Here is a 16,086-nt window from a genome sequence, read left to right as displayed (position 1 = left end):
CACTGCCCGGCGAATACCGCCTCTTTTTCAGGCCGCAATCGCGCCACGCGACGACGCACGCACGACATGTACCAGGTCGTTCTTGTCGATCATCCAGCTGACCAAGAAGCCCTCTTTCACGAGTTCGTCGAGCGCCTTCTTCAAGTTCGCGCGAAAGTGGAACAACTCTTTCGTCTGCGAGCCGCACTGACGATGAAGGAAACGTACGGAATGCGCGAAAGGCACTGCATGCGTGTGGTAGTACGTATGCAACCATTTCGACAACTCATATCGCAGTCGCTGACGCTGCTCGCGCGCCAGCCGCGTGTAGTCGTCGTCAGAGAATAGCGCGACGATTTCTGGTTCGACGTACGCCACCCACCGCGTCTTGCCGTCAGTTCCCGTTTCGGTGCCTTCCTTCCACAGGAATTTACGGATCAACGACCCGACAAACCCCTTTTTGTTGCCCGTGAAGCGGACCTTGACTTGCCCCGCTTGCAACCGTTCCAGCGTCGTCACGAGCCTGTCGTAACACTTTACCGACGTGCCCCAGCCAAGCGACTTCAACACGCTGTAGCCTGTGAATTCCACCTTCTCGTTCAGCTGAGTATCCCGGGCCAGGTGAAGCACTTCAAGAAAGACGTCCGCGTCGTCCTGTCTCAGTTCTTCCCCGCTAAACGAAATTTCGACGCCATCAACGCTTGCGATAAGCGCCTTCTCCATTCGGATACGCGGCGCGTTCGATTTGTTCACGTTGAACAGAGCCGAGCGCGCGAGGGCGTTTGGCATCCCACGAACGTTCGCCGGCCACAGTGGAATCTGTGTCGGATGAGATTGCGTTTCCACACCCGCGCTGCTAGCGCGTGCTGCGATCGCTTTCACCTGGTCGACGATGGAATTTGCCATGCGAGAAGTATAAGTACGTGAATTTCGCCATCAAGACCCTTGTCTCGTCTCTCCAGCGATGGTTCAGCAAAAAAACTACGGGACTATCGTGCCTCCAGCGAGGTATCACAGCGCACTCGTCACTGCAGCGATGTTCCTCGTTCCTCCAGCGTGATGCCCCTATCGTGCTTCCAGCGTGGTCAATCGTGCCTCCAGCGAGGTAACACTCGTATTGCCAGCGATGCCGCTATCGTTCTTCCAGCGAGCAGGCCTTTCAAAAAACACCTTTGCAATCAAATGGCTACCGCTGTTGTCCACAGAGCCTAATCTTCTTTTAATCTTTTTCTAATCGACCTGTCCATCGTTGTAAGCACGATACCTCCGCGCCAAAAGTGCAGCGCCGACACGGTAGATCATCGCTGGAAGAACGACAGTGTTGAACAAAGAGGCCGTCGCGGCCATCGCTGGAGAGACGACCCTGCCATATCAGCATCGCTGGAAGAACGACACGATACCGCCAAGCTGCCCCGACGCAAGGTGAGTACACACTCTCACGCTCACGCCCGTCCCATATAGCGCATCGCTGGAGGAACGTTACCCTCCATCGCTCCAGAGACGAGTCCGCGCTACAGGACCACGCTGACTTCCATCGCTCCATAACCGATAGTCGTGTCCCCTGCCCGTGCACCTTCCCATCACAAGAGCAATGCGCCCCAGCGTCATCCAGGGGCCCACTCCGATATCGACCCCAACCCGTTACGCGGAGGAGCAACCGCCCTATTCCTTCGGAAATAGAGCCAAGATCTTTTCGCTGATCTCTGCCGCGACGTCCGGAGCCAACCCCTTCAGCTTCAACTCGATCCGGCCATCTTCTTCAAACGACTTGAACTCGCCCTTCGCTCCACGGAAGGTCAGTTGCTCGCGCGTCGACCTGGGCCGCCGAACCGTCCCTTTCGCAGCAGCTTTACGGCGAGCAGCGACATCGCGGTAACCCATCCCGCTTTTAGCCGCTTCGGCGATAAGGTCGAGGGTCTCCTCTTCCCCTTTCACTTCCCAGAATTCTCGAATTGCGTTCAGCATTTTGAGTGAGAGAAGTTCCGGATATTCCGCGGCGGCTTGAACGATCTTGCTCGGCAGTTGGGCAAGCGACAAAGTCCGGCTAACATGATCTTCCCCGAGCCTCAGCGCTTTGGCCAGAGCCGCTTGTGTCGGATAGATCTTCCGCGATATCAATTCCTTCCATTTGATCGCGTCATCGAGCGGGCTTTGATCCTTGCGCTCTACGTTCGCAGCGCGGGCTTCCTCATACAGTTCCCGCTCACTTGCTGGTTTGGGGCGAATCTCAAGCCGCAACGTAGGAAGACCTGCCGTTCGAGCCCCGCGAAGGCGCCTCTCTCCGTCAATGAGTACGACGTCGCCCGCTTCATCCTGATACGCACTCGCAGACTGCCCCTGCCCTCGGGCCGCGAGCGACTCAGCCATCTCAGATACAGAAGAGGCTGTATAGATGGCCCTTGGATTGACAGAATTCGATTTAATTTTGCCAACCGGAACTTCATACGTTTGCCCGATTTCATATCTAGGAGGCTCTTGGCTCGAGCCAACCCCGCCCCCACGAAGCTGGGAGATAGTTGCCACTGGCGGCGCCATCCGCGGATCGCCCACGATGGGAGCCAACGAAGCGGCATCCTCCACCGCCGCAACTCGCTCGACCGCCACTGCTTTTTTCTTAAAAGTAGCCATTACTTGACCTCCGCACCGTTGATCCGTTCGATGATTTCCCGATAGACCGCCTCCATCTCATCGATCGCCTTCTTCGACCGATCACGGCCCTTCAGCTCATGAACGGCCCGGCCGGTTTTGCCGGTCGCACGCCAAGCTTCTCTCTGCGGAATCTGGGAATCGAAAAGTCGAATGTCTTCGCTCTTCAAATATGCCCGCAATTCCGCAGTCGCCTTCGATCCTTCGACCGGCGACACCCGAGTGAGCACCACGTATGCGGGGATCTCACCGCTTTCATGCCGCGGCCCCATGTCTTTAAGGGTCGCGAAGACATTCAACGTCGACTCCACTTCTTGTTGATCAGGCCCGCACGGCACCAGCACGAGATCGGATAACAGTGCGCATTCCAGCATCGTCCGATAGTTCTGCGCGCCGATGTCAACCACGACGAGGGTGTACTTGTTGGCAAGGTTTGCCAGTTCGCGGGCCGGATTTGCCGGGAGAGCGAGCACTGGAATGGCTGGTGTAACGCCCTCTTCGTTTCGAATTCGCGACCAACTCATCGCAGAACCCTGCTTATCAGTATCGAGAAGAACGACATCCACTTCTTCCGCGGCAGCCAGAGCTGCTATGTGCGTTGCTAACCGCGTCTTAGCAACACCTCCTTTTTCCGCCCCAATCGTGATGACCATTTCACCTCCACTGGAAAGTGTTTGTTTCAACGCTCGGAGTTTTATTCTTCAGTCAAAATAAGTCAATCAAATCACCATATTTTTTTGTGATCTTTATAAAATGTGGTCAGGTAACAACGATTCGGATCGAGAATGCCACCGTCTTGGCCCGAGCCAAGATCGCAATCCGATGTTGAATGATTCGCCATGGACCGCACTTCTGAACGGTCTTGGCTCGAGCCAAGACGGATTTCCATAGGGAGTGTCACAAAATGTCCAAGAGTTGGCTCGAGCCAAGATCTCGCGGAAGTAGCTCACTGAGATTGCCGTGGTTACGATTGCCGCCGATCCTGAACAGTTCATTCACCCTCTGGTCGACCGGTCTTGGCTCGAGCCAAGATCGTCTGTCCTGGTCAAACGCCCCACGCAACGGGCATATAGATTGCCCACATACCTACAAAGCGAGGAGGGCATATGGGGCGGTGGACAACTGAGCGCGGCATCCGTGCCCGGACGCAAGTACCCGAAAATGGTCGCATGCCGGAATTCATCGAGCCGTCGCTGGCCGTGCTTGCTGCAGAACCCCCAACGACGGGAGAGTGGGGGTATGAGATCAAATTCGACGGCTACCGGATGCTCGCGCGTATCGACGCTGGTGACGTCCGAATCTTCACCAGGAACGGCCACGACTGGACCGCCCGACTTCCGCACCTGAGGTCCGTCCTTGAACGATTGCCGGTCGACCGTGCGTGGCTTGACGCGGAGGCCGTCTGGTTCGATACAGAAGGGCGGCCAAACTTCAACGGCCTGCAGAACGCGTTTGACAGACGTCGAACTGCAGGGATTTCGCTCGTCGTCTTCGACCTGATGTGGCTTAACAACAATGATCTCCGGCCGTGGACGTGGCGTGAACGCCGCGCCACGCTGACGAAGCTCGTTGCCGAAATTCTCGGGAACGAGGTGCGCTTCTCTGAGGCGATCGACGCCGACCCCGACGCCATGCTGGCCTCGGCGTGTGCCCTCGGTCTAGAGGGAATCATGGGCAAGCTGGCGGACGCGCCGTATCGCTCGGGAAGATCGGACGGCTGGATCAAACTCAAATGCAGCAAACGCCAGGAGTTCGTCATCGGCGGATTTTCACGCCGTAAGGGCGCAACAGCGGGCGTGCGCGGACTGCTCTTAGGCGTGTACGAGGAAGGTGGTCGACTCCGTTACGTCGGGCAGGTCGCGCCGCGTTTCACGCCCCGCCAAGCGCGGGAATTCGAAAGTCAGCTCGCAGTCATGGGCCGCAACCGGTCACCGTTCGTCAGTGTCCCTACACCCGAAAGGGATCGAGACTTCCACTGGCTGAATCCAGATCTGGTCGCCGAAGTGGCGTTTCTTGAATGGACGCGGACCGGCCAGCTGCGTCATCCGTCGTTTCGCGGGCTGCGCGTCGACAAGCCGGCACGGAGCGTGATTCGCGAAGACCCGCGCGAACCGAAACGCCCCCACAACAGCAAGTGATCTCCTCAAAGCAGAACGGCCCAATCGATCGGCGCGCCAGCATGATCACGAGCGCATTGCGAATCCGCGTCGGCTTGTATATGCTGTGGCATATGCTAACCCGATTGAAGAGGGGCCGTCCTGATGCCAACCCATGACACCCGCCACGCGCGCCTGTTTCGCAACGGGCGCAGCCAGGCCGTGCGGATCCCGCGCGAGTTCGAGCTGCCGGTCTCGGAGGTCACCATCCACCGGGAAGGCCGCCGCTTGATCATTGAGCCCGTGGAGGCCGCGCCCCTGCGCGAGCTGTTCGCCCAGTGGACCCCGCTGGACGAGTCCTTTCCGGACATCGAGGACCTGCCGCCTGAACCGGTCGACATCGAATGACGCTGTACCTGCTCGATACCAACATCTTGTCGAACGTGATCCGCGACCCGCGCGGCGCATGCGCCACCCGGATCGGCGAAACCCCGCCGGAGCAAGTGTGCACCTCGATCGTCGTCGCGGCGGAACTACGGTTCGGCGTCTGGAAGCGTGGCTCGTCAACGCTCGCGCAACGCGTCGAGCAGCTGCTCGCAAGCCTGACGGTGTTGCCGCTGCAGCCGGACGCGGACCGCTGCTACGGGCGGTTGCGGGCCGAGCTTGAAAAGCAAGGTCAGCTGATCGGCGCCAACGACATGCTGATCGCCGCGCATGCGCTGGCCGTCGACGCCGTGCTGGTCACCGACAACACGGCTGAATTCACCCGCGTCGCGGGGCTGCCGGTCGAAAACTGGCTGCGGCCGGCGACGTAATGCGGCGTGGCGGCCGCAGGCGGCACGATCGGAGCCACCGACGCACGACAGTGCGCCTGACAACAGAATGGGAGCGGGGATGAACGGATACGGCGGTGCGGCGATTTTTGCCTTTTCATTGACGGTCGGGTGCCTCGCGCTCGGCTGGAACGTACCGGCGGTAATAACGTTCGCCGCGTGCATCGTGTGCACGGTCAACGCGTCCCGAGGCGAGCAATAAGCGCGGGCCGACCGCCGGGCGAACCAGGTATGCCGATCGCCGTCCTGCGATACGTGGGCGTGGCGAAGGAGGTGGCGAAGTGACAACGCCGATGACGGCTGTCCAGCAGATGTTCCTCGAGTGGTGCATCGGCTACATGAAATTCCGGATCGCGGATGCGATGTCGGTCGGCCTGATGTCCCTCGAGGCCGAGCGCTACGATGCGCTGTGGACCATGCTGCAGAAGGGGCGGTACGGCTTCCTCTGCGACGACATGATCGAGACCGGCCGGCGCCTGTTTCCGGACGCGCCGAACGCACCGGAGGGTTCCGGGCTCGACGCGGCCTACGAGCGCGTGTGTACGGCCCTGGACGACTGGTTGCCGAGCTTTGTCATCCCGCCCGGCCAGGTGTCGTTCCTGCCGGACCCCGAGCTGCCGGACGGTGAGCCAGCTGCGTGAGTGGCTGCCGCGATAGAATCGACCACTACCGAGAGGAGATCGGAAATGAACCCAGGAATCGGGCTGCTGGCGGTCGCGGCGGGGCTGGTAGGGCTGGCGGCGATAGACCGCGGGCTGTCGGCTCTCTGGCCCGCCAGTTACGGGCTGTATCACCCGCTGGCGGCGATCGCCATGCTGGCTAGCTTGCCGCTGGTCGTGTACCTGATTACGCGCCGCTGAGCGACGAGGAACCCGGCTGCGGCCGGGTTTTTGTGGCGCGCGGTCAATGCCGATAACTCTCCTTATCGGCATTGCGTTTAATATGCCAAAACCCCGGAGGGTAGGTTATACCTGTCCTTGACACGACAAAATGTCGTGCTATGCTGAAAACCACCCGACGTTTTGTCGGCTTCTGCCAGGGGGCGCGGATGGAGAAGGGCAAGGACGGCGTGCGGTACGTGTACCGCTGCTTCGAATGTCGCCACAACGGCGAGGTCCGGCTTCCGGACGACAGCCACGACGGCGAGGCGGCCACCTGCGCGCAGTGCGGTGGCCCCGTCACGTTGGAATGGGATGGCGGCGTCACGCTGGAGGTCGCCGTGCGGCGTGGTGCACCGACGCCGGCCGAACTGAAGCAGATGCGCGCCAGCAACGAACGCACGCAGGCTGAGATGGCCGAGCGCCTGGGCGTCACCGAGCGTCAGGTGCAGCGCTGGGAGGCCGGACAGGGCGCCATGCCGATCGCGTCCTGGCAGCTGCTGCGCCGCGTGTGGGGCTATCGTGATCCCGCTGACTTCACGATCGCGCCGGCGCTCACGCGCGGCTGGGATACGGCGCGCGACGTCGCCCGCGACACGATCGAGCGAGGCGACGCGGTCGAGCTGCAGCCCAAGATCGGGCCACGTCTTCTCGCGATAGTGAGCGACACGGCGCTGACCGACAACCGTTATGGCGCGCGTATCACGGAATTCCCGGACGCCCCCGGAGAAGAAGAATTCGCCGGCTTCTGCGTCGGCGAGCGCGTGACCTTTGTGCGCGCGAATGTGATCCACCTCGAGCAGCGCGTGCCGCGCAGTTGAACGAAACGCCTTCACCAGGAGCGACGATGAAAACCGCTTACGACCTGCTACTGGACGCCCCCGACGAGCAGGTGACGCGCTGCCGGCTCGCCTGGAAAGCCGTGGCCGCCGGCGACTGGCAAGACGCCGCGCACTTTCTGCGCAACGCGGCAGACGAGGCCGGCGCGACCTCGTGGGCGGCCGACGCGCGCGCTCTGGCTGAAGCGTACGCCGCCAAGATCGGCGCTGCCTAAGCGCCTCAAAACCGGAGAAAACGATGAGCCTGAAAGCAGTCGAACGACCGATTCTGACCACGGCCCTCACGACAGGTACGCTGTACCGCGCGTTCGTCGTGCTGCCGGATGCCCTGTGCCAATCGCGAGGCTCGTACGAGGAACGAACCGTGTTCTTCGAAGCGCCGCGCGGCGCAGATGAGGCCGCCCACCTGCAACGATTGCTGGCGCACGCATGGTGTGTCGACACGCAAGACTGGGCCGAGGATGGCGCCATCTACAACATCTACAGCGCCGCCGAGCTCTACGCCGACAAGACCGATCCGACCGTCGATCTGCGGCTGCTCGATATCGGCGGTGGCCCGGATGGTGTCGGGCCGACCAAGGCGTACTACGCCCGCACCGCCGACGTGGATCTGTTCGTGACGCCGCGCGTCGCTGCACGCCTGCGCGAGCTGCTCGCGATTGTGGACTCGTTCTACGAGAAAGCCGGGCAGACGCCGGCGAACTGACCGAGCATTGGCCCACTAGCCGTTCGTTGCGAACCAGGGCACCCTTTTTCGGAAAGAGGACAGCGGCGGCATTGACCAACACACAACGAGGAAACCATCCATGATCGAAGTCCAGCGCCTACAGGCCGGCGTCTCACTCGAAGGTCCGCACTACATCATCCAGCTGATCCCGGTCAGCTCGGCCGACTCGCTCGGTTCGCCCACCGTAATCGTCAGCGTGCTGGCGCGCCCCGCGCTGACCGGGGACGATCGGAATGTGCGCCTGGAGGCGTACGACGTTCGGCACGAGTTCCAGCTGGCCGACATCGCCGTCGACGCGCACGAAATGCGCTGCCTGCGCATCGCGTATGAGCGTGCGCCGCTGTTCCGCGAGGGCTTCACGCTGGCGCTTGAAGAAGGCATGGCTGAGCAGCTGGCCGCCTACCTGCCGCGCATCGACCTGATCAGCCTGGTCGCCACCGGCGTGAGCGAAGCCGTTAAGCCGAAGCTGGGCCGTGCGCCGCTGCCGCACGAGCAGGCGGTGATCGCCGACGTCGTGGCCAGCACGGTGCTCGACCAGAGCACGCCGGCGCAGGCGATGGCGTTCGCGATGGGTTTGTCCAGCGAGTGCGTGTTTTCTGAGACCCGGGGCGACCATCCCGACTACGTTGTGCTCGGCGCTGCGCTGCGCAGCCCTGCGGTGGTCGCGATCCTCGAGGACGCTCAGCGAGGCCGGTGATGCGCTAACGACGGGAAACGGAATAGGGAGACGCGATGCAAATCACGCTCGAAACGGCTAAGGCGATCTATCGACAGGCAATAGATCCCAGCGCCAGCGACTCCGCAGGCGCGGCCTGGTGGGATGAGGTCGCGGACGAAGTTCGCGACGTCGTCGCAGCACGAACGATCGCCATCGCCGCGGAGCTGATTGCATGGTGGCACCACGACTGGACGAGCGTCAACGATACCCCGCGCATGGCAGCGACGCGTATTCGAAACGCGGCGAGAATGACGCGCCCCGGAGCATAGGAAAACGACATGACTGATCCGCGCGATATATTTGCGAAAGCCGAGTGGATTCTCACGGGTGGCCAGGGATGGGACTCGTTCTATGGCGCCCACGAGCGGGCAATCCGACACGCCTCTGCACACAACTGGTTCATTCAACCGGAGTCGGAAGTACGGTTGTTTGAGGAAATCGACGACTGCCGTTCCAATGTGGCCGAGCTGGACATATTGATGTCCGAATCGACTCGCGCGCTCCTCGCGGACATCGAACACCGGACCGCCCACGACTTTCCGCCGCGTGCCCATATTGTCAGCGAAGCTTTCGAACTCCACCGAGCAGGCCGCTATCTGGCCAGCATTCCCTTAATGCTGGCAACCGCCGAAGGGATCGGGTGGGACGACACAGGTAAGTCGTTGTTCAATGTTCATCGGAACCGCCCAGAAATCGCCGGCTGGATCGATAAGAACCCCGAGCGCTATCACGGCATCACATTTCTATCGGCGCTGATGGAGAGCCACCCGATGGCAAAGCCGCGGCCCGGCTTTCTGAACAGACACCAAGTGCTTCACGGGCGGCAATTGGATTACGGTAGCGAATTGTTCTCGCTTCAAGCGATCTCTCTGCTCGGATTTGTCGGCTGGGCGTTCTCCGACGATGGCTTGATATCGGTCCAGGATGTTGCAACGCGATCCAAAGCGAAGCAGTAGCCACGGCGATTCATCGAACATCCCATTCCCAGTTGGAGTAGACACCATGGCCCGTTCCTCTTCCAAGAAAGCGCCGGCGCGGCCGGCGCCGCGTCGCGTCGACGCGATCGTGTTTTCGGTCGCGATGCAGACCGGCGACGTCGAGGTGATCGGCATTCCGTTCGAACACCGTGACCGGACGTGGGCCACCCACGCGATCGTCGGTCTGCCGATCGATACAGCGCCGGTCTACGCCGTATCCGACGTCCTCACGGGCCGACATGTGCCGAACAGCGAGGCGGAAACGCTCGACGCGGCACGCGCGCGGGCGATCGCAACCCTCGATGCCGTCACGGACGCGTCGTGGGCCGAGGCCTTTGGCGTAGAACTCCAACCGGCGACCGCCTGAACGATGGCCAATCGTCCCCAGCAGCTGGCCCAGATGCCTTTGCGCAGCTACAGTCGCACCGAATTCACCGCGCTGCGCGCGCGCGTGAAGGGCCTGCCGATCGAGACGATCGAGCGACTGTACTTCGACCGCGAAGACGCCGAGCCGGTCGACGTCGCGCAGCTGCTGCGCACGATGCGCGACGACCTGGTCACGGCCGCGCTGCGCGACGGTTCGCCGGTACTGAAATCTCATCTGCAGGCGGCGATCGAGAAATACGGCGAGCCGCGCCTGACGCCCGTGTCGCTGCAGCTGATCGAGCAGGTCGCCGCGCAGTGGGCGGTCGCGACGCCACGGGCCGAGCATCCGGTCGGCCGATGGTTCCGCTCGCTCGTCGCGGCACGCCTGGAAGGCGAGGGCATCCGCACGCTCGGCGAGCTCGTAGCGTTCGTGAACCGCCGCGGTGGGCAGTGGTGGCGATCGGTGCCGCGCGTCGGCGTCGGCCGCGCTCGTGTGCTGGTCGCCTGGTTGCGGCGACACGCAGAGTCGATCGGCGCGGCCGTTGAGGTGGACGTCGACGCCGGCGACGCGCTCGCGCCGACGTCGGCAGGCGTCACCGTCGGCGCCGGGCAGTTGGCCCCGCTCGAGCGCCTGGCGCTGCCCGTCGAGCTGTCCGGCGCCCACGGGGCGAATCGGGCGCCCGTGTTCGCGTATCTCGGCGCGGCGCACGATCTCGATGCGGTGCGGGCGTACCTGCATCGCTACGACGACCGGCCCGCGACGCAGCGGGTCTACAAGAAGGAACTCGAGCGCCTCGTGCTGTGGTGCGTGGCCGAGCGGGGCGTGGCGCTGTCGTCGATGCGGGTCGAGGATTGCGAGGCGTACAAGGCATTTCTCGCCGCGCCGGGCGAACGCTTCACGGGGCCGCCGGTCGCGCGCACCAGTAGCCTATGGCGGCCGTTCGCGCCGGGCGGCCTGGCGCCGGAAAGCCAGCGCTATGCGGTGCGCGCGATTCGCGCGGCATTCACGTGGCTGGTGGCGGTGCGCTATCTGGCCGGCAACCCTTGGGCGGCCGTCTCGGACCCCAGTGTCGTCAGGCGTGTACGCAAGCTGCAGGTCGAGCGAGCGCTCCCACTCAACCTCTGGACGCGCGTACGCGCGACGCTGGCCGAACGAAGCGAGCTGCAGGGCCCGAGCGGGCCGCGCTGGCGCGCCGCGCGCGCGCTGCTGCTGATGATGGGGGATGGCGGCCTGCGGATCGCCGAGGCGGCCGCAGCGAGGCGTGCGGCGCTCGTCTGGATGCCGGCGGAGGACGACACGCCGGCTAGCTGGTTGCTCGAGGTGATCGGCAAGGGCAACAAGCAACGCTTCGTGCCGATCAGCGACGAGTGCGTCGACGCGCTGCGCGCGCACTGGCGCGATCGCGGCCAGGATCTCGACGCAGCGGCCGCGGCGAAGCCGCCCGGTTTGCCGCTGGTGGCGCCGCTGGTCATCCCGCCGACGCCGCGGGCCCGCGAGAAATTCGGTGAACCGGTCGACACTGACGAAGCGGTAGCCGCAGCAGCAGCGGGTGGCGGGTATTCCGTGCGCGGCGCGCGCGGACTCACGCAATGGGCGGTCGTGCAGCTGCTCGAGGTGATGTCCGATCTGACGGAGCCGGAGCGGCGCAAGCTGGCCAGCACGTCGCCCCATGCATTCCGCCACACGGTTGGCACGCAGATGCTGGCCGCCGGCGTCGCGCTCGAGGTCGTGCAACGCACGCTCGGCCACGCGTCGCTCGGCACGACCTCGATCTACGTGTCGCCGGAAGAGGCACGGATGCGCCGCGAGGCGGCGAAATATCATGCACGTTTGGCTCGTGACAACGGAGAGCGTCGATGATGACCGATGACGAACTGCGGCAACGCCTCGGCGACCATGAAGATCAGCTGGTAGAGCGTAAATCAGAAGGCGTAAAGGGAGACGAATTGCGGCAGACGCTGAGCGCTTTTGCCAACACCATTCAGGCGGGCCGCGTCGGCATTCTTTTCATTGGTGTCGCTGACAAAGGCGGCATGATCACGGGCGTACCGAACTCCGACAGCGTCCAGAAACGCGTGCGCGAGGCTGCCAACGACTGCTACCCGCCAATCCGTAGCTACGAGTCTCATGCATTCACGGTCGACGAAAAGACGATCGTGGCGGTCGTGGTCAGCTCGAGCGACGGTCGGCCTCATTTCACCGGGCCGGCATACGTTAGAGTCGGCTCGGAGTCGGTTAAGGCGTCTGCGGAGCAATTCGACAAGCTTATTGCGAGTCGCAATGAGAAGGCCGGAGCAATCCTGCGGATGAGAGATCAGCCGATCACCATCGAAGCAATCGGCCGGCTTCGACAATCCGACGCACGCGCCCGGCGCGCGCTCCCAGAGCGAAGCGCGAATCCACGACTGTGACGCCCACACCGTGCGACTCACCGTGCTTGCCGCCGGCATGTCTGGCTGGACAATCGCTGAGCCGCTCGAGCGAGTAACGATCAGCCACGACGAGCGGCGACACAGGCCGATGCTGATTCTCCGTCCCCAGCCTTGATTGCGGCGAGGACCTCGACATTCTCCTAAGGGGGCTCTCCGACACGTCGCGAGACTTTGCAGTGATGCCAGGCCGATGCGCCAAACTTGGCCGTACACACGATCATCGATTAGCCATGGAACAGACCAAGCACAAGCCCGAGCCGGTCCAACCGGGAAATCCGCACCAGCTCACGCGAAACCAGCACATTTTCCCGCGCGCGAGCATTGAGCGGTTCCGAAATCCGAAAACAGGCTTGTCTGCGCTAAGTTTCGCTGCAAAAAAAATTATTCGAAATATCGATGCCCGAAACAAGCTCTTTTGCGCCAACCATGTGTGGGACCAGCGGGCGGAAGGGGGATTCGGTGCAAGCATCGAACGCGATTTTCAGTCCCTCGCCGAGAGGCTGATAAAGGGGGACACGCGGTGGCTGAGTTTTAATCATCGGCTCATCACGCAGTTCCACGCACTATGGCAAGGCCGAGCGCAATACGCCGACAACCCCGAACCAGCAGTCAAGTTCAATGCTGGCCGAGGCACTCCAGACCTCACCCGAGACTTTAAGGAACGTCTAGAGGCTTGCCACACGACATACATCGACGAAGACAACTCGCTACCGAGTCGCCAAGCCACCGGGCTTCATATCCACGCTGGAATCATGATGGCCATGAGGACGCACGGTGCGTTGGAGTGGCGCTTGTGCCAGGCGAGCCCGGACGCCGGGGAATTTCTCGTGCCCGATACGCCGGCGACCTTCTACATACCGCTCACTCCAACTTTGGCCTTGCTCGGCGCGTCAGACATCGACGTCGCACGGCCGAACGTGATGAAGATCATCAATCTGACGGCGTTGGCGCACAGCCGTCGATTCGTGATCGCGCATGATTGGACCCGTTGCTTCGTTGCCTACAGCGAACGTCAATATATGCATTCGCGATTGCAACCGCGGTTCCGCGTCAATCTCTTTCCTGACGACTGCATGGCCGCAAGCATTACCGCGAACTACATCGACCGAGCCTGACGATTATGCTAAGTTGGATTCATTACCTAGCTTTCTACGTGGACGGAGTACACGTCGAGCGTGGTGCTAGAGAATGTAAAAAGTCATAGGAAAACGGGGAGAGTCGCGATTCGCAATCTACTCATCTTGCTTCTGCTGGCCGTGGTCTTCACGCTTGGGAAAGCCCTTGTCCGCGTCGAGAACGAGCGATACGCGCTTTGGCTCGGAGCGTGTCCGAATATGAATGGAACGCTCAAGGCCATGAGTGCTGGCGACACTGATGCATGGAAATGCACGAAGGCCGTGAAGTCGCGGACAGCTTGGTGGTGGCACCTGTACTACGCCGTTTCGAACAACGATTGACCAAAGAAACCAAAGCGGAGACTCATACGATAGCGCGAATCAGAAAGCCCGAGGCTCATGTCCACGCGCGCAGTCGCTCGGGAGCCGACCTCTACGGAATACCGGATCCATTACCGGAAGCCGATACAATGCACAAGTCAATTCCATCCTGACCGACCATGCGACTCTACTACCTGACAGCAGAAAAATGGGCGAAGAAGATTATCGACGAACGTCGCATGAAAATCTCGCTTTTCGAAGAACTTAACGACCCCTTTGAGCTGTTACCACACATCCTCCCTACTCAACAGCATCGAAGGGTTGCTCAGGTGCTTCGCCAGCATCTATCCAAACAGCGTGGTGTTATCTGTTTTTCAACGCATTGGCAAAGTCCGGTCATGTGGGCACATTACGGCAACAAACACTACGGCATGTGTCTTGGGTTCGATGTACCAGATGAATGGGCGATGAAGATCAATTACGAACCAAATCGACTCAATTTCGACATCGACCTAAATGCGCACAACGCTGGGGTTACCCCCGACATGGTGAAAGCTATGCTGCTAACGAAGTTCGATGCGTGGCGATACGAAGGCGAGTATCGGGTAATGGCTGACCTTCAGGACCGGGATGACGATGGACACTACTACGCGGAATTTGGTGACCATCTCGCGTTGCGCGAGGTGGTCATCGGCGTGCGCTGCGAAACGCCACAAGAGGAGGTTGCGTCCTGGATCGGTGACATTGGCCACGACGTAGAGGTCCGAAAAGCACGGTTGGCGTTCAAAGAATTCAAAATCGTCGAACAGAGAAATATGCCTGTTCTCGTGACTGGCCGCCATTCGGAATAGAATGGATACGCACGGCAAACAAAGCGGACGCGTCAGCACTCGCTACGCGATATGGCGAGCAAGCGAGCCGACAATCGTGCCATTGTGATAAACGCGCTTACCGCTGCACGCGACCGCCGAGAAATGGTGCTGAACGCACCCCCACGACCGCAGGCAGTCTGTTGCGATCGAGGTAGAGCAACGGCCACAAGTGCCGTACGATCACGACGATGGTGCATGGTGGTTGGTCCAGTCTGGCGCGCAACGCCAGCCTTGTGAATATCACGGCATTCAATGGGAGGACTCGTCGATGACGCTGCTGATTCAGATTGCCCCCGGCGTACTGTTCTCGTCCGATGTCCTGAGCCCCGAATGGGGCCGCGAGCGCTGCCGGAACGAGCGGGGGGGCGATGCCATTGCGAGTTCGCCTGTCGCGGAGCAACCGCAAATGGCGGCACCGGAGCATGATCGCGAACCCTCAACGGCCAGCGGCAATCAATTGTCGTTGCTGTAGTCCCGGTCACCGGCGACAACACGACCAGGTCGACCGCTGTGATGACTGACCAAAAAGGGAGAAGCGCGATCTCGTTGACCACGGGATTCCAATCCGTCCGCGACCTGCATGCTACGATGCTGACAAGTTTCAAGAGGGTGTCCGTCGCTTGTGCTCGCTTGGCGAGGGACAACCGAACCTCTTGAGACCCAGAGGGGTGCCGCGTGGGCCATAGCTGCAGCCCTCGCTTCACGACGTTGGCATTCCTGATGACTTCGGTATGCGAGTGCAGTGAACCGTTGCGGACGACGCGGCAAGCTACCCGATAGCTGCGGCCATCAGCTGGTCCAGCACAAGCGCCAGCACGACCGCATAGGCGTGAAGCATTATGGGCAACGTCATGCCGTTCGAACGAATTCTCGCCACTGCGAAAACCACGCCGACAAGAAAAATCGTCAAGTTCGTCGTCCAGTATTGGTAAGCGTGGACGTACGAGAAGAACAACCCGGTTGCACATACCGCGACCGCTGCGACCCACCAGCTCGCACGGAAGGGGAGCATAGATAGCAGGAAATGGCGGAAGGCCAACTCCTCGACTACCGGCGGAAGCAAAAGCATCGCACCGATCATCACGACAATTTGTAGGGACGTCTTGGACTGAAAGAGCGAAGCCATGATCGGTTCACGCGGCTGGTGTGTTAGCCATGCGGTAATCCCCCCGTTTTCCACGGGGTTCAGAAGTAGAAACTAAGCGGCCATGGCCAGCCGCTGCTTCGGCGTAAATCCGCCCAGGGCCATGTTCGGGCGGTCGTGATTGTAAGTCCACATCCAGTCG

The 16,086-nt window shown here is 61.4% G+C and carries 21 protein-coding genes; 17 read left to right on the top strand and 4 right to left on the bottom strand.

What is annotated here, in order from left to right:
* Positions 1–27: 27 nt before the first annotated feature.
* The 3 genes from trfA to CFB82_RS39150 form a co-directional block, all read right to left on the bottom strand.
* Entirely contained in the window at positions 28–885 is an 858-nt protein-coding gene (trfA, locus tag CFB82_RS39160; protein ID WP_089487617.1) for a plasmid replication initiator TrfA, read from the bottom strand.
* A gap of 756 nt (positions 886–1,641) precedes the next feature.
* On the bottom strand, positions 1,642–2,607 hold the full coding sequence (locus tag CFB82_RS39155) for a ParB/RepB/Spo0J family partition protein (protein WP_089487616.1): 966 nt from the start codon (positions 2,605–2,607) through the stop codon (positions 1,642–1,644).
* Entirely contained in the window at positions 2,607–3,278 is a 672-nt protein-coding gene (locus CFB82_RS39150) for a nucleotide-binding protein (RefSeq protein WP_089430219.1), read from the bottom strand. The genes CFB82_RS39155 and CFB82_RS39150 overlap by 1 nt, the downstream gene beginning before the upstream one ends.
* A gap of 516 nt (positions 3,279–3,794) precedes the next feature.
* On the opposite strand from CFB82_RS39150, the gene ligD reads away from it, so the two are divergent.
* From ligD to CFB82_RS39065, 17 genes are all read left to right on the top strand, one after another.
* On the top strand, positions 3,795–4,763 hold the full coding sequence (gene ligD, locus CFB82_RS39145) for a non-homologous end-joining DNA ligase (protein WP_244138043.1): 969 nt from the start codon (positions 3,795–3,797) through the stop codon (positions 4,761–4,763).
* 123 nt (positions 4,764–4,886) lie between these two features.
* The gene (locus CFB82_RS39140; RefSeq protein ID WP_089487614.1) at positions 4,887–5,129 is read left to right on the top strand and encodes an antitoxin; all 243 of its coding nucleotides are present in this window, start codon (positions 4,887–4,889) and stop codon (positions 5,127–5,129) included.
* On the top strand, positions 5,126–5,536 hold the full coding sequence (locus CFB82_RS39135) for a type II toxin-antitoxin system VapC family toxin (RefSeq protein WP_006482112.1): 411 nt from the start codon (positions 5,126–5,128) through the stop codon (positions 5,534–5,536). Before CFB82_RS39140 ends, CFB82_RS39135 begins: the two co-directional genes overlap by 4 nt.
* A 299-nt stretch (positions 5,537–5,835) precedes the next feature.
* Positions 5,836–6,195, top strand: a complete 360-nt coding sequence (locus CFB82_RS39130) for a hypothetical protein (RefSeq protein WP_244138042.1) — start codon at positions 5,836–5,838, stop codon at positions 6,193–6,195.
* A 45-nt stretch (positions 6,196–6,240) separates the two neighbouring features.
* Positions 6,241–6,414: a hypothetical protein gene (locus tag CFB82_RS43570; RefSeq protein ID WP_176016863.1), complete on the top strand. Its 174-nt coding sequence runs from the start codon at positions 6,241–6,243 to the stop codon at positions 6,412–6,414.
* 140 nt (positions 6,415–6,554) lie between these two features.
* Positions 6,555–7,253, top strand: coding sequence for a helix-turn-helix domain-containing protein (locus CFB82_RS39125; protein WP_244138041.1), 699 nt, complete (start codon positions 6,555–6,557; stop codon positions 7,251–7,253).
* 26 nt (positions 7,254–7,279) lie between these two features.
* Positions 7,280–7,486 carry a hypothetical protein gene (locus CFB82_RS39120; RefSeq protein WP_089487611.1) on the top strand — a complete coding sequence of 69 codons (207 nt, stop codon included), beginning with the start codon at positions 7,280–7,282 and terminating at the stop codon, positions 7,484–7,486.
* Between the two features lie 23 nt (positions 7,487–7,509).
* Positions 7,510–7,977 (top strand): hypothetical protein, encoded by a 468-nt coding sequence (locus tag CFB82_RS39115; RefSeq protein ID WP_089487610.1) that lies wholly within the window; start codon positions 7,510–7,512, stop codon positions 7,975–7,977.
* A 100-nt stretch (positions 7,978–8,077) separates the two neighbouring features.
* Complete coding sequence (locus CFB82_RS39110; RefSeq protein ID WP_089487609.1) at positions 8,078–8,695, top strand: hypothetical protein; 618 nt, start codon at positions 8,078–8,080, stop codon at positions 8,693–8,695.
* Between the two features lie 35 nt (positions 8,696–8,730).
* Positions 8,731–8,985, top strand: coding sequence for a hypothetical protein (locus CFB82_RS39105; protein WP_089487608.1), 255 nt, complete (start codon positions 8,731–8,733; stop codon positions 8,983–8,985).
* Between the two features lie 9 nt (positions 8,986–8,994).
* Positions 8,995–9,672 carry a hypothetical protein gene (locus CFB82_RS39100; protein ID WP_089487607.1) on the top strand — a complete coding sequence of 226 codons (678 nt, stop codon included), beginning with the start codon at positions 8,995–8,997 and terminating at the stop codon, positions 9,670–9,672.
* Between the two features lie 109 nt (positions 9,673–9,781).
* The gene (locus CFB82_RS39095) at positions 9,782–10,060 is read left to right on the top strand and encodes a hypothetical protein (RefSeq protein ID WP_256990739.1); all 279 of its coding nucleotides are present in this window, start codon (positions 9,782–9,784) and stop codon (positions 10,058–10,060) included.
* A 3-nt stretch (positions 10,061–10,063) separates the two neighbouring features.
* Positions 10,064–11,920, top strand: coding sequence for a phage integrase family protein (locus CFB82_RS39090; protein ID WP_089487605.1), 1,857 nt, complete (start codon positions 10,064–10,066; stop codon positions 11,918–11,920).
* A complete protein-coding gene (locus CFB82_RS39085; RefSeq protein ID WP_256990737.1) occupies positions 11,917–12,471 on the top strand; it encodes an AlbA family DNA-binding domain-containing protein in 555 nt (184 codons plus the stop codon). Before CFB82_RS39090 ends, CFB82_RS39085 begins: the two co-directional genes overlap by 4 nt.
* A gap of 251 nt (positions 12,472–12,722) precedes the next feature.
* A complete protein-coding gene (locus CFB82_RS39080) occupies positions 12,723–13,607 on the top strand; it encodes a DUF4238 domain-containing protein (RefSeq protein ID WP_089487604.1) in 885 nt (294 codons plus the stop codon).
* A gap of 500 nt (positions 13,608–14,107) precedes the next feature.
* Complete coding sequence (locus tag CFB82_RS39070; protein ID WP_089487602.1) at positions 14,108–14,779, top strand: DUF2971 domain-containing protein; 672 nt, start codon at positions 14,108–14,110, stop codon at positions 14,777–14,779.
* A 289-nt stretch (positions 14,780–15,068) separates the two neighbouring features.
* On the top strand, positions 15,069–15,272 hold the full coding sequence (locus CFB82_RS39065; protein WP_089487601.1) for a hypothetical protein: 204 nt from the start codon (positions 15,069–15,071) through the stop codon (positions 15,270–15,272).
* A 297-nt stretch (positions 15,273–15,569) separates the two neighbouring features.
* Here the strand turns inward: CFB82_RS39065 and CFB82_RS39060 are convergent, their stop codons facing one another.
* Positions 15,570–15,926 (bottom strand): CPBP family intramembrane glutamic endopeptidase, encoded by a 357-nt coding sequence (locus CFB82_RS39060; protein ID WP_089487600.1) that lies wholly within the window; start codon positions 15,924–15,926, stop codon positions 15,570–15,572.
* Between the last annotated feature and the right edge of the window lie 160 nt (positions 15,927–16,086).

The organism is Burkholderia sp. HI2714 (assembly GCF_002223085.1).
GTDB classification, from domain to species: Bacteria; Pseudomonadota; Gammaproteobacteria; order Burkholderiales; family Burkholderiaceae; genus Burkholderia; species Burkholderia lata_D.
This window is presented reverse-complemented; position numbering and strand designations above follow the sequence as displayed.

Coding starts and splice junctions, on each gene's coding strand:
- CFB82_RS39090 (WP_089487605.1), top strand. CDS start 10,064: ATGGCCAATCGTCCCCAGCAGCTGGCCCAGATGCCTTTGCGCAGCTAC.
- CFB82_RS39080 (WP_089487604.1), top strand. CDS start 12,723: ATGGAACAGACCAAGCACAAGCCCGAGCCGGTCCAACCGGGAAATCCG.
- CFB82_RS39060 (WP_089487600.1), bottom strand. CDS start 15,926: ATGGCTTCGCTCTTTCAGTCCAAGACGTCCCTACAAATTGTCGTGATG.
- CFB82_RS39155 (WP_089487616.1), bottom strand. CDS start 2,607: ATGGCTACTTTTAAGAAAAAAGCAGTGGCGGTCGAGCGAGTTGCGGCG.
- CFB82_RS39115 (WP_089487610.1), top strand. CDS start 7,510: ATGAGCCTGAAAGCAGTCGAACGACCGATTCTGACCACGGCCCTCACG.
- CFB82_RS39150 (WP_089430219.1), bottom strand. CDS start 3,278: ATGGTCATCACGATTGGGGCGGAAAAAGGAGGTGTTGCTAAGACGCGG.
- CFB82_RS39100 (WP_089487607.1), top strand. CDS start 8,995: ATGACTGATCCGCGCGATATATTTGCGAAAGCCGAGTGGATTCTCACG.
- CFB82_RS39065 (WP_089487601.1), top strand. CDS start 15,069: ATGACGCTGCTGATTCAGATTGCCCCCGGCGTACTGTTCTCGTCCGAT.
- trfA (WP_089487617.1), bottom strand. CDS start 885: ATGGCAAATTCCATCGTCGACCAGGTGAAAGCGATCGCAGCACGCGCT.
- CFB82_RS39135 (WP_006482112.1), top strand. CDS start 5,126: ATGACGCTGTACCTGCTCGATACCAACATCTTGTCGAACGTGATCCGC.
- ligD (WP_244138043.1), top strand. CDS start 3,795: ATGCCGGAATTCATCGAGCCGTCGCTGGCCGTGCTTGCTGCAGAACCC.
- CFB82_RS39105 (WP_089487608.1), top strand. CDS start 8,731: ATGCAAATCACGCTCGAAACGGCTAAGGCGATCTATCGACAGGCAATA.
- CFB82_RS39120 (WP_089487611.1), top strand. CDS start 7,280: ATGAAAACCGCTTACGACCTGCTACTGGACGCCCCCGACGAGCAGGTG.
- CFB82_RS43570 (WP_176016863.1), top strand. CDS start 6,241: ATGAACCCAGGAATCGGGCTGCTGGCGGTCGCGGCGGGGCTGGTAGGG.
- CFB82_RS39070 (WP_089487602.1), top strand. CDS start 14,108: ATGCGACTCTACTACCTGACAGCAGAAAAATGGGCGAAGAAGATTATC.
- CFB82_RS39085 (WP_256990737.1), top strand. CDS start 11,917: ATGATGACCGATGACGAACTGCGGCAACGCCTCGGCGACCATGAAGAT.
- CFB82_RS39110 (WP_089487609.1), top strand. CDS start 8,078: ATGATCGAAGTCCAGCGCCTACAGGCCGGCGTCTCACTCGAAGGTCCG.
- CFB82_RS39125 (WP_244138041.1), top strand. CDS start 6,555: ATGCTGAAAACCACCCGACGTTTTGTCGGCTTCTGCCAGGGGGCGCGG.
- CFB82_RS39140 (WP_089487614.1), top strand. CDS start 4,887: ATGCCAACCCATGACACCCGCCACGCGCGCCTGTTTCGCAACGGGCGC.